The following is a 12,554-nucleotide window of genomic DNA, read 5'->3' on the forward strand; positions in this document are numbered from 1 at the left end:
AAAGTCCTGCCCGTCGTCAGGCTCCTACCTCAATGAAACGTTGGGCACTGTCAGCGTGAAGGCTTGCATCACCTTGTTTACTTCGCACTAAAGCGAAGGCTTGTTTTAGGTCAGCCAATAAATCTGCTGCTTCTTCAATACCTACGGACACTCGAACCAAGCCTTCGGAAATCCCAAGTGCCTGGCGCTCTTCCAAGGTGTTTTCCACGTGACTGGTCGTCCGTGCCGGCCCGTAGATGGTTTCCACAGCGCCCAGGTTACCCGCCCGATGCGCATACTTGAGCAGCGGGAGCAGACGAGTCACTGTGTCCATGCCTCCTTTCAGCACGAAACTGACGATGGCTCCGAATCCGTTCATTTGCGAACGGGCGATGTCATGACCTGGATGTTGAGGCAACCCCGGATAGTTCACAGACTCGACCAGCGGTTCGGTACAGAGGTACTCGGCCAAAAGTTGCGCGCTCACCTGTTGCTGGCGAAGACGCAGAGCCAGAGTCTTGATGCCTCGGATGATTAGATACGCTGAAAAAGGATCCAGCGAGGCACCATTGATTTCACGGTAATGGCGAACTTGAGACATCAAATGCTCGGCGCCGCAAACCACACCACCGAGTACATCACCATGACCGGACAGGAATTTGGTCGCGCTGTGCACAACCACATCAACGCCTAAAGCGAGCGGATTCTGATTTAGAGGCGTCGCGAAGGTATTGTCCGCAATGACCAAAGCGCCCACTCGCTTCGCAGCTGCCACAAGGCGTCGAATATCAACGATTTTCAGAGTCGGGTTCGTAGGAGTTTCCAGGTACAGAACGTTGCAGCCTTTAGCGATCTCCTGCTCGAGAGTCACAGTGGCGAGCGTATCGCAAAGGGTTACCTCTACACCCATGCGTGGAAGAAACTCCTCAAAAATCTTATTCGTACCACCGTAGCTGTCACGTGTAGATACCACACGCTGCCCATAGGAAAGGAAGGTGTGTAGTACACCGCTGATTGCGGCCATTCCGGTACTGAAAGCTACAGCCGACTCTGCGTTTTCGAGCTCACAGAGTTTATCTTCTAAGACAGAGACAGTGGGATTGCTCATCCGGCTGTAAATGAAGCCGGGTTCCTTTCCCAATGCCACGTCATACCACTTATCGATATCGTCATAGCCATAGGCGGCACTGACCACGATGGGTGTCTGGGTCGCATTGTAGGGATGTTGAACTTGCTCTCCTCCCCATACCACTCGAGTTCCCATCCCAACCTCGGAAGGATGGACGGCGTCTTTTTTATTTTCCATAAGATTGTCTCGTATCAAGGGAAACACAACCGTGTTCCAAGTGGTCTTCAGAGGACTATAAGGAAGGCTCGTGCTGGTGAAAAATCATGATATCTGGGAGTAAGGGCTGCTTTTTTTAATGGCTGGATGGAGTTAAGCGGCCGTCAAGCCGTTACCACCTAAGAGAATCCCTCACCAAAATACAGCTGTGCGATGCCACGAGCTTGGGTGTGCCGTACTTAGGCCTCATGGAGATGCAGAGATGAATCCAATGACTCCTGACGGTCGATACTTTGTAGTCAAAGGGCAGCTGTGGCGCTGCAGCAACCCCTCGCTCAATGAAGATGTGCGGCAGCGCTTGGTCAATGATTTGATGTCCGCGCGTCGTGAGGTAAAGGCAGCGAAAGCCTCTGGCGATCCTGGGCAGTTGTCGGCGGCAAGGGCCCACGTCCAGGTGGCTAAAGTAGCGCTCGGAGAGCGAGGGCCTGTTTGGTGGAACGACGGCAGTCCTGACTTCAATAGGTATCAGGTCGCCAATACACCCTATGCAGAGTGGTTCCGCTCCCTGAGCACCAATCGCTGACCAGCACCTATAGCTTCGCCAAAAATCCATGACCACCACAAGCGGTGCAGTCCTCCTGAAGCTCGAATCGATCAAGGCATACCGGGCAGATACGAAACTTCGCCAGGTCAATCAATGGGCGAAGCTTTTCGAACGAGCGCAAGTCTCGGCTTTCTTTGGCCACGAGAGCGGTATCTATCAAGCCACGGTAGGAATCTGGATCATCCACTGGCTCGCGGAAAATTCCTTCGATAGTGCGCCCGGTTTCGACGAGCTCGTACCGTTGCCCGTCAGGCAACGTCAGCGTCAATCCTTTGATTTCCGCAATCATTCCGGATGGGCTAAAGACTAGATTCGCACCATCCGCACTTCGGTAAATCTTGCCGTCGTACGTTGCGATATTGGCCTCAGCGAGAGTGCTCACGTAGTAGAAAATTGATCGCCTGATCACGCCCAGTAATTCTGAACTGCCATGTTTCACAACGTCGTACGCCGATGCACCGCAGTATCGTATTGGAGCGTCAATCAACTCTTCTACAGCGTGCCAATAGGCGGCATTCGCCATTTCGTTCATGTCGAAGCACTGGAGATCATCGATAAGCCCCTCGGACGCCAGCGTGGCGGACATTTCGCGGAGCGTTTGCCGGTGTGCCTCTGGGTTCTCCATTCGGAAATCATGGTCGTCGAGGGTTGAGCGCCATTGCTGAAGCCGGAGCGCCTTGGCCTGATCGAAATTCATGGATTGGATTCACTGCATAGATACTGGTTTTATGTACAGTATTATAGGCGATCATCTCAAGCTAGTTTTAGCCGACGAGCCGCAGATCGATGTCATGGTGCCCGCAATACAACCGATAGCTGAACATTCCACCGGTAAAGAGACTTCTATGCTTATCTCGCGAATCCAGTAGGAAACAAGGTCGCTGTTTTCTTTGAGGTTGAGAGGCGCCTTGACCGGTTATGAAAGACAAATTCCATGCTCCGCGATAGCGCGACCTCAGAGGTGCACGCTATCGATGGGCGAGTCCTTTGGTTACCTCCCGTTGCAATGTCTCGGCATCCCTCTTTGGTTTTTGCTTTAACGCCGGAGGTGGAATTTTTTCCGTGTGCGTCAGGTCGTTCGCCCCCCTGGAGTCATCTGTGATGACGAATCACTTTCTGATTGTTCGGCAGTGAACCAGTGCTCAAGGTCTTGTCCTTGTGGTTTGCCTTGTTTTTCCCAAAGCAGATACGCAGCTTCTCGTATTTTTTGCTCGTCCATTTCAACGTCCTTCCAATTCTATGGAGTCCATCAAGGGACGAAATGGAAGAAAATTGCATCGCCTCTTGGTCTGTCGTTCATGGTTAAGAATAGTTGTTATAACAAGTACCGTTAGCTCGGTTCATCGTGCATTCCTTGATCGATATGCCTCAATCTAGTCTCAGCGCCCGCAGGGTGCGACTATCCATTCCGGTATTGGCAAGGAAGGTCATGATGAGGCGATCAATACTGGGGCTTCAATCTCTTCGAATTCTGCGAGAGCGCTACTGAGCTCTAAGTTTGCACGTTCGACAAGCTCGGCTGGCAGTTCCCTCTGTACAGATACACCCAGATCTTTAAACTCAGCGGCTTGTTTTATCAAATTCCCTTTACCGATGTACAATTGACCGAAGGCTTTGTCGTAACTGTCACGAGCTCTATTCAATTGACTGCCCACTCCTTGCATACTGGTCAGAAAACCATTGAGCTTGTTGTAAAACTTCTCAGCTCGATTGGCTAACTCGGCGGTGTGCTTATTCTGATCTTCGAACCGCCACAGCTGGCGCACGATGTTAAGACTCGTCAACAGGGTGGTGGGGGTGGCGACTAGCACGTTACGCTCGATAGCCCGTTGGAACAGGGTCTCGTCATATTTTAGGGCCTCAACGTAGGCGGATTCGATCGGAATAAACATAATCACCACCTCAGGTGAATTCAGGCCAGGCAACTTGAAATAATCTCGGTTGGACAGCTCATTGACGCGGTCACTGACTGCCTTGGTATGGGCCGCCAAAGCTTGACCACGTTCCAAATCGTTATCGGCGTTTACATACTGAGTGTAGGACACCAATGAGGTCTTAGCGTCGATGATCAAGTGCTGCTTTTGTGGCAGGTAGACAATCGCATCGGGACGTTGTCGTCCCTCTTCTGTCGTGAAACTGACTTCCCGCTTGTAGTCGATATCAAGTCGAAGGCCCGAGTTGTCGAGTACGTTCTCCAACATCAGCTCACCCCAGTTCCCCTGAACCTTCTTTTGGCCTTGCAGGGCGGTGGTCAGTTTGTCCGCCTGATCAGTGATCTCCTTGTTGAGTGCTTGAAGGTTCTTCAACTCGGTTCTGAGTTCCACGCGCTGCTCCGCATCTTTAGCGTGGATATCCTCCACCTTCGCCTTAAAGCCTTTCATTTCGGTATGAAGTGGATTGAGCAAGTTGGTGATGCTTTCATGATTCAACTCTTTAAACGCTTTGCCCTTGCGCTCCAGAACCTCATTTGCGAGGCGTTCGAACTCTTTTGTTAAGTCCTCCCGATTCTCCTGCATTAGCTTCAACTGCGCGTCAAAGTGTTGCTGCCTTTCAGTCAAGGAGGTTTTTAGCTGGCCATGAGTGTTGTCCAGCTCCGAATATTTATCTTGTGTGATCTTTAATTCGTTCTTTGACTGCTCCCACCACGTTTTGTAGCTGGTTAACGCCTCCTGCTTTTCTTCCAGTTGCGTCTGCGATTTCTTTAGAGTTTCGCGAATTTCTGCCAGTTGAGCAGCAGTTTGCTTTTGCGCTGCGTCGGCGGTAGCCAACTTTTCATCCAACTGAGCGATGCGCAGATCTCTCTCTTCGATACGCTCCTTGAAGGTCGTACCGTTGATGACAAGTTGCTCTTGCAACTTGTTCGCCGCTTCCTGTGCTGTAGCTCCGATCTCACGGGCCTGTTTCTCTGTCTGACGCAGGGTCTCGAGCTCGGCTTTCTGGGCAACCCATTCACGTTCAAATCGTACTTGAACGACCTGCTTCTCCTCCAACTGGGTCTGGGCTTTCTTTAGAGTTTCGCGAATCTCTGCCAGTTGAGCAGCAGTTTGCTTTTGCGCTGCGTCGGCGGTCGTCAGCTTTTCATCCAACTGAGTGATGCGCAGATCTCTCTCTTCGATACGCGCCTTGGTGGTCGTACCGTTGATGACAAGTTGCTCCTGCAACTTGTTCGCCGCTTCCTGTGCCGTAGCTCCGACTTCACGGGCCTGTTTCTCTGTCTGACGCAGGGTCTCGAGCTCGGCTTTCTGGGCAACCCATTCACGTTCAAAACGTACTTGAACGACCTGCTTCTCCTCCAACTGGGTCTGGGCTTGTTTAAGTGCCTCGCGACTTTCGGACAGCAGCTTCGCCGAATTGGTTTGTTGCGATTCTGCGATAACTTGCTTTTGATCCAGTCCTGAGATGCGCTGATCCTTTTCTTCGAGGCGTTCTTTAAAAGCGGTATTGTTACTGGCTATCTGGTCTTGCAGCTTGGCGGCCGCTTCTTGTGCTTTCGAGCTTGACTCTCTGGCCGCTTGTTCCGATTTTCGCAAGCGATCTATCTCAGCTTGCTGGGCGACAATATCCCCCTCTAGGCGGCCAATCCGATCCTTGCCACTATCTCGTTCCGTTTCCAACCGTCCATAAGCGATATCCAGTGCTGCTTTCTCTACAGAGAGGGTGCTTAATATCGCCTGTTGCTCCGATAATGCTGCCTGAACAAGCGTCAGATTGGCCTGTGTCACTACCAGATCGTTCTGCAGTTGTTGACTATAGCGCTGGCCACGCCAGCTTGCGATTACCCAGGCCACGATGAAGGCCAGCAACGGCGATATTATGAGAATCACCAAATTTTCCAAATCCATTCTCCTTCGTCCAAGTAGTGACTATTTAGCGTGAATGAGGTCTCAGGTCTTAGCGTAGCTGACCCAGGACGAAAAATGCCTTCTACAAGATGCTGAAAGACGTCGCTCTTCACCCTAGCCAGGTTTCTTCATTTTTGACCAATGCACATCGACATCAAGAGGAACCCAAAAACATCCATACCGACGTATTCCAACCCCAGGATTCAGCATTTACTCAATTCTTCACCGCGCATTTCATAGTTCGGGGACTTCCGGAGAAGATATCCGGACTAGACTCTCCCACGCTGCAGCCCTGCCATACTGTTCGGCATGACCAGGGAAACTTTTCACTTCTACATGGAGTGGAACGATTTCAGGCTCAACAACGGTGGCAATGTGCGCAAGGGGCGATGCTCAAGCACATGATCTAGGCGTTCGGGATTACCGCACACGGAGGTCAAGCTTAGGCTGCTCAACGGGGAGTCGGTAAGCTTCGAGCAGGTGATCTTCGAGGGCGACCGACTGGCGGGTCTGCCAAGTTCGAAGCGCCGGACATCAGCCCGCAGTTAAAGATTCGGGCGCAACCTTTAAGGGTGCTGCGCTTCGTCGCTGATGCGAACCTGGGCTGGTACCCAGCTTGCTGCGTATGAACGGTTTCGACAGCCTCCTCACCAATGGCTTCGACATGACGATATCGCTGCGCAGCAAGGACGTTTCGTGCTAACCCGCAACCGTGAACTGCTCAAGCGGCGGATCATCACCCACGGCTGTTACATGAATGCCCTGAAACCGTCGTTGCAGCTGCGTGAATTGTGTGCGGATTGACCAAGTGCGTAGCGTGCAACCATTCATCCTGTACCTTCTTACACCCTGTTGCTGCACATGATCAGCCCGGAATGGCCCGGCTATGCGTTAGCGCTCCTTAGTCGCACTTCCAGCACTGCGACGCCTGCCCACGGATTTACCGGGGGGGGTGGGCTCAGATTTAAGATTCAGCTCTCGGAGCCTCCGGTTGAATGAGGAGATGAGTGTGTTTTTGCTTTCGCCGGAGAGGAAATCTAATACTCCAGCGTTAGAGCGCTCCAACCGCGTTGGCAGTGGATTCGCTGTTCACCCCAATGCACTCCAAGGCAACGACTGCTCATGATACTGACGGTTGAAGTAAATGAGCCTTTGCGCCCGTTCGCTTTCGAAAATTGAGATCGCCTCACACCCCATGATCTGCATCCAGGATGCTGATCTGGACGTAGCTCCCCCAGCACTTTTTGAGATTGGGATTCAGTACGCACGCGCATCAATGGTTGCCGGAGGCTCGGAAGGAGTCTTAAGAATTTTAAATCTTCAGCGTAGTGGCGCTTTGGTAGCCTTATGACTATGTTGCTATTACGAAGGAGGGGTTGGGGATGCAGCCAGGCGATAAGGTCAGATTGATAGCCAATCCAACGCGGATCGGCATTTTGGGCAACGAATTCGATGGCCCGCCGCATCGGCGCCGCGTCCTGATTACTTATCTAGATGGAAAAGAAGATTTCGTCCTGCCTTTAACGCTGGAAAAAATGGAGGCAAGGAAGGCAAGCCCCTACGATTGCATCATCAATGGGAAATTCAGTAGTGGTGAAGACCTGCGAGGGGCGATCACCTTCCACCGACTGAGCGGCAAGCTTGCAAATCTGATTTACAGCCTCAATACCACTAACACCCAATTTTTACCCTACCAGTTCAAGCCCGTCTTGCAGTTTTTAGATTCACCCTGCAATGGCATTCTGATCGCAGATGAAGTGGGCCTTGGTAAGACTATCGAGGCGGGTCTGATTTGGACGGAGCTGCGTGCTCGACTCGATGCTAAACGGCTGCTAATAGTTTGTCCGGCAATGTTGCGAGAAAAGTGGCGCGACGAACTGACCAACCGCTTTGGGGTGCAGGCCGACATAGTGGACGCCGGTGAATTACTGAAACGGCTCAAAACGGCTAAGGAGCGGCCACATGAAAGCTTTGCCCTAATCTCCAGTATGCAAGGGCTGCGCCCGCCACGCAGCTACGATGACGATCTAAATCCCGGTCTAAGCTCAGCCGCCAAACTTGCACGATTCCTGACCGATGCGGAGGTAGATGATCCGTTGATCGACATGGTAATCGTCGATGAGGCTCACTACCTCCGAAACCGTGGTACCCAGACAAATCTCCTGGGACGTTTGCTGCGGCCGGTGGCATCGAGCCTAGTTATGCTTTCGGCCACTCCCATCCAACTTCGCAGTGCCGATCTGTTCAACCTGTTGCAATTGATCGACGAGGATGCTTTTCCCTACGAGGGCAGTTTCCGTTACAGCCTCGAAGCCAACGCACCGCTCGTACATCTGCGTGATCAAATTCTTGCCAGGCCCGTGACGTCGACCGAATTCAGGGAGGGCATCGACAAAGCGCTGGCCGCTCGGTTTTTGAGGAACAACGAACAGCTTCTATTCCTTGCCCAGCACACTCCCACCGAGCAGCAGTTAAACGACCCAAAGGGCCGATCCGAATTAGCTGATCGCCTAGATCGCATCAACCCATTGAGTAAAGTCGTTACCCGCACCCTAAAACGTGACGTGCAGGACGGCCGCGTTATCCGCGTGCCTCATGCGATCCGGGCGACGATGAGTTGTAGCGAAAACTTATTCTATGAACAGGTCACTGCTGCAGTGCGCGAGTATTGTTCGAGACGTGACGCTCCGCCAGGCTTCATGGTGACCATCCCCCAGCGCCAGATGTCGAGCTGCATGGCCGCCGCGTGCCGAGCTTGGCAGAAGAGAGGCGCTGATATGGGTCAGGACGAGCGCGACGAACTGATCTATGAACTGCTGGGAGATAGTGTTGAAAATGAACCGGAGCGGGAACCGCCGCTGGGATCTCTGTTGACTGCCTTGGTTGGAATTGCGAAGGAAGTCGGCAACTATGAGACTCTGAAACGCGACGATAGTAAATATGCGGAATTGCTGAAAGCCTTGCGTCACTATTGGGCTGAAAACCCAGGCAAGAAGGTCATCCTGTTTGCTTTCTATCGGCATACCCTCAAGTATCTTGCCGAGCGATTGCAGGAGGAAGGCGTCGAATCCGTGTTGGTATACGGCGGCATAGATAAGTCTGAAGCACTGGCGCGGTTCCGCGATCCCAGCGGCCCGAGCATCCTTCTATCATCTGAAGTGGCTTCGGAAGGGGTGGATCTGCAGTTCTCCAGCTTGGTCATCAATTATGACCTGCCGTGGAACCCGATGCGGATCGAGCAGCGGATTGGTCGTATCGACCGAATAGGTCAGGAGGCTAAGCGCATTTTCATCTGGAACTTCATGTACTCGGAGACCATCGACGAGCGCGTGCACGACCGGCTATTGGCGCGTTTGAATATCTTCACCCACGCCCTTGGCAGCATGGAGGGTGTGTTGGGTGAGCCCATCAAAGACCTGACCCAGTACCTGCTCACGCACAATTTGTCGCCCGAAGAGGAAATACGGCGAATCAATCAGGCTTCTCTCGCCATCGAGAATATGAATCGACAGCAGGCGGAGTTGGAAGCCGAGGCCACTCACTTAATCGCTCACGGCGACTTCATTCAAAACAAGGTTAGGGCCGCTCACGAGCTAGGTCGGTATATCCGAGGCGAGGATCTGTTGAGCTACGTTCGGGACTACTTCAATGAAGCTTATCCAGGAACTCGCTTAGCGGCGACCGACCGTGACGCCATGGAGTTTGTGGTTGACCTCTCAGTAAATGCAAAGATCGAGTTCAACTACTTCATTGAGACAAATCGTCTACAAGGCCGCACGCAGCTCACAGGCTCAAGACCCAAGCCACTTCTTTTTGAGAACCGGCAAGGCGACCTCTCGCATGCTTTCGAGCGCGTCACCCAAGATCACCCTCTGATCCGATTCGTCACCGAGCAGCTCTCTAAGTCTGGTCGTACGGCAGCCCGATTCCCGGTTTCAGCCATCGAGCTTCCCACCTTCAAAATTCCGGGATTTAAGTCAGGTGTTTACATTTTCTCTGTCCATCGCTGGCAGATAACGGGAACCCGCGACACTGAGCGGTTGGAATACATCGCCATGGGGCTCGCTGGCGGCAAGTTTATCGACAGCGAGAAATCTGAGCACTTGGTGAACACCGCAGCGATTGAGGGCCGCCAATGGCTAGGTGCAGCAAACGAGTTGGATACCGTAGAGGCAGGCGCAGTCTTCTCCGACTGCCTTGATGAATCGAATAGCCGCTTTGTTGCATTTCGTGATGCACAGGGCCGGGAAGACCGCGATAGGTTGGCAATGATGAAGATCGCCCTGCGCACCCACCTCGACAAGCAGGCTGAACGCCTGATTTTGACGATTCAAAACTACCGCAAATCGGGAATGGAACGTCGTATCCGTCTGATCCCCGCTGTAGAAGGAAAACTAAAAAAGCTCCGTAACCGGATCGACGAACGGATTGCCGAGCTTGAAATGAAGAGTGGTGGCGTTGCTAACGAAGACTTTGTAAGTGGTGGAGTTATCCGTTTGTTATAGCATTCGAGGAATTGAATTATGCGCGTCACATTGGCTGAGCATGTCAAAGAAGCGTTTGCAAAGGTAGGCGAGGAAATTCCCATCGTCAGCCCGCCCAAGCCACCTCCGAAGTCTCACCCAAAGCATAAGCGTAACGTTTCGGATAGTGAAAAACGGCGGCCCAGAAATTCGTCTGAGTCCTCGACCGCTTCGCCGGCTACGTCGAAGACTCCTGGCAAGGCGCCCTCCCCTAGCAAAGCAAGTAGCCAAGACAAGAAAAAGAAGCCGCCGCGCCCCTCTAAGTCCAAGGCAGTAATTCCGCGTCGGAGAGAACCCGCTCCCGACCAGCCCCTCGATTATAATGTTTGGAGACAGGGGGTCTCTGGTCAGAAGGCGTCCCCCCTGCCTCCGATGCCAGCCACCACTCCCGCCGGATGCTACCAAGTGTCTATGCAGTCATCCTCAAAACCTGTCTGGGGTAATGGTGTAGACACCAAGGCGCCTCCGCTGCTGACCTACGAACTAACTGGTCAGGACGTGCAGTGCTGGCCGCAAGGAAAGTCTACTCCAACAGCCGAACGGGATCTGGTACTAGGGCTCGACTTCGGCACCTCGACCGTCAAGGCAGTGTTTGGCGACAGCTCCTTAGGTCGTGATGGATTATCGTTCGCCGTCCCCTTCCGCAAAGATATTGGCTTGGCGAGCTACCTGTTGCCTTGCCGGTTGTATCAGCATAATGACGTTTTCTCGCTCAACCGAGGCGGCAAGGTGTACTCCGACCTGAAGCTTGAGCTGCTCACGAACGCCGAATCTGTGGAGTGCCAGCAGAGGGTGGTCGCCTTTATTGCCCTCGTCATCCGGCAGGCACGAGCGTGGCTATTCACGCAACATGCCTCAGTGTACCAATCCAGCAAAATCATCTGGCGGCTGTCAGTTGGTCTGCCTTCAGAAAGCCACTTTAGCAGTCGGGAAGCGACCCTGTTTGAGCTACTGGGGACAGCCGCGTGGATTTTGGCCGGCAGCAAAACTAAAACCTTCGACACTCCTAATGTCGCATCTGCCTTGAAACGAGCCCGCGAGTTGCAGGAGGGTCAAGCTCCCATCAGCCATGAGGATGTAGAAGTTTCGGTCGTCCCTGAGATTGCCGCTCAAATCTATGGCTACGTCGCATCAGAGCAGTTTGACCGGGATGCGCCGAACGATTTCATGATGGTTGATGTAGGTGCAGGCACAGTCGATGTATCTCTCTTCCACGTGAAACCTGGGCGCGGCCGCAAATGGGACTTTGAATTTTACACCACGGTAGTTGAGCCATATGGGACGATCAATCTTCATCGCCACCGCTTGGACTGGTGGGCGTCGGCTATACAGAAAGACTACTCCGAGCTTGGTGACTTAATATCTGCCATTGCTGACGGCAAGAAGGTGAGCGACATCCAAGCAGGGTTGCCGGGGCGTCTGGAAGACTATTTCACTGACACGAAGATCTCGTTTACAAAACCTGCCGACCATGTGGATGCCATTTTTTATCAGAAGGTCTTTAGCCAAGTTTGTCACTATGGATATTGGCAAGCGTTCAATGGGCATCTGACTCGAGACGATTTAAAAAATCTTCCTGTGTACCTGTGCGGCGGTGGTAGCCGGCACACCCTGTACCAGAAATTGAAACAGGCGAACGACCATCCTAGTTTCTGCTCGTGGATGAAGCTCGATTTCCGCGTGCTCAACATACCTTCCAATCTCGATGCGCCTAGCCTGAGCCACCAAGAATTCGACAGATTATCCGTGGCGTACGGCTTAAGTTTTTTGGAAGTTGGCAAGGTTGTGAAGGCCATACCACATCCCAAGAAGCTCCCTGATAGCTCAGAGCCGTGGCGGGACAACTACATTGACAAGTAACTCGGGCATACTGGACTGATGCCGCCCTTGAGTTTTAACGCGGAATGCGCCAGCGATAGGAGCAGGGGCGTTAGCCCTTTGCCTTTTTTCAAGGATTAGCACGATGCGCGGGAAGCGTCGGATACCATCCGAATATCTCTGATTACCCAGTTGCGGAAACACGTATGCATAGCACGTAGGCTTGCTCGACTGCCCAAGAAATAGCAACCGAACAATGGTGCGATGCCGCCGTTCTAGAAACAATTCTGCTGAATAAAACTGTCAGCCAGGCTGGCTATTATATTGGACGACCTTGGTTTAGTACGTCCTGCTGAGATCGTGTGTAGTTTATGACAATGTGTTAATCCCTCTTTACACAACGCCACCTGAGAAAAGGATTTATTTAGAAAAAATCCTAATAGTATTAATAGCAAAGATCCATATGCCACATCTGATTGTCGACGTAAGACGGGATAGTTCGA

Annotated in this window: 7 protein-coding genes and 1 pseudogene; 4 read left to right on the forward strand and 4 right to left on the reverse strand. The window is 52.5% G+C overall.

What is annotated here, in order from left to right:
- Nucleotides 1-16: 16 nt before the first annotated feature.
- Nucleotides 17-1,285 carry a cystathionine gamma-synthase family protein gene (locus tag PMA3_RS26400; protein WP_064679924.1) on the reverse strand — a complete coding sequence of 423 codons (1,269 nt, stop codon included), beginning with the start codon at nt 1,283-1,285 and terminating at the stop codon, nt 17-19.
- A gap of 241 nt (nt 1,286-1,526) precedes the next feature.
- On the opposite strand from PMA3_RS26400, the gene PMA3_RS26405 reads away from it, so the two are divergent.
- Nucleotides 1,527-1,847 (forward strand): hypothetical protein, encoded by a 321-nt coding sequence (locus PMA3_RS26405; RefSeq protein ID WP_064679925.1) that lies wholly within the window; start codon nt 1,527-1,529, stop codon nt 1,845-1,847.
- Nucleotides 1,848-1,854: 7 nt separating this feature from the next.
- Here the strand turns inward: PMA3_RS26405 and PMA3_RS26410 are convergent, their stop codons facing one another.
- The 3 genes from PMA3_RS26410 to PMA3_RS31230 form a co-directional block, all read right to left on the reverse strand.
- On the reverse strand, nt 1,855-2,565 hold the full coding sequence (locus PMA3_RS26410; protein ID WP_064679926.1) for a hypothetical protein: 711 nt from the start codon (nt 2,563-2,565) through the stop codon (nt 1,855-1,857).
- A 372-nt stretch (nt 2,566-2,937) separates the two neighbouring features.
- On the reverse strand, nt 2,938-3,087 hold the full coding sequence (locus tag PMA3_RS31225; protein WP_082930430.1) for a DUF2934 domain-containing protein: 150 nt from the start codon (nt 3,085-3,087) through the stop codon (nt 2,938-2,940).
- 208 nt (nt 3,088-3,295) lie between these two features.
- The gene (locus tag PMA3_RS31230; RefSeq protein WP_202970124.1) at nt 3,296-5,704 is read right to left on the reverse strand and encodes a DNA recombination protein RmuC; all 2,409 of its coding nucleotides are present in this window, start codon (nt 5,702-5,704) and stop codon (nt 3,296-3,298) included.
- 315 nt (nt 5,705-6,019) lie between these two features.
- On the opposite strand from PMA3_RS31230, the pseudogene PMA3_RS31235 reads away from it, so the two are divergent.
- From PMA3_RS31235 to PMA3_RS26425, 3 genes and pseudogenes are all read left to right on the forward strand, one after another.
- Nucleotides 6,020-6,678 (forward strand): annotated as a pseudogene (locus tag PMA3_RS31235) (Mut7-C RNAse domain-containing protein).
- A gap of 414 nt (nt 6,679-7,092) precedes the next feature.
- Nucleotides 7,093-10,215 carry a helicase-related protein gene (locus PMA3_RS26420; RefSeq protein ID WP_064679927.1) on the forward strand — a complete coding sequence of 1,041 codons (3,123 nt, stop codon included), beginning with the start codon at nt 7,093-7,095 and terminating at the stop codon, nt 10,213-10,215.
- 423 nt (nt 10,216-10,638) lie between these two features.
- Nucleotides 10,639-12,093, forward strand: coding sequence for a hypothetical protein (locus PMA3_RS26425; protein WP_152032289.1), 1,455 nt, complete (start codon nt 10,639-10,641; stop codon nt 12,091-12,093).
- Nucleotides 12,094-12,554: the final 461 nt, after the last annotated feature.

Source organism: Pseudomonas silesiensis (assembly GCF_001661075.1).
GTDB classification, from domain to species: Bacteria; Pseudomonadota; Gammaproteobacteria; order Pseudomonadales; family Pseudomonadaceae; genus Aquipseudomonas; species Aquipseudomonas silesiensis.

Coding starts and splice junctions, on each gene's coding strand:
- PMA3_RS31225 (WP_082930430.1), bottom strand. CDS start 3,087: ATGGACGAGCAAAAAATACGAGAAGCTGCGTATCTGCTTTGGGAAAAA.
- PMA3_RS26420 (WP_064679927.1), top strand. CDS start 7,093: ATGCAGCCAGGCGATAAGGTCAGATTGATAGCCAATCCAACGCGGATC.
- PMA3_RS26400 (WP_064679924.1), bottom strand. CDS start 1,285: ATGGAAAATAAAAAAGACGCCGTCCATCCTTCCGAGGTTGGGATGGGA.
- PMA3_RS26410 (WP_064679926.1), bottom strand. CDS start 2,565: ATGAATTTCGATCAGGCCAAGGCGCTCCGGCTTCAGCAATGGCGCTCA.
- PMA3_RS26405 (WP_064679925.1), top strand. CDS start 1,527: ATGAATCCAATGACTCCTGACGGTCGATACTTTGTAGTCAAAGGGCAG.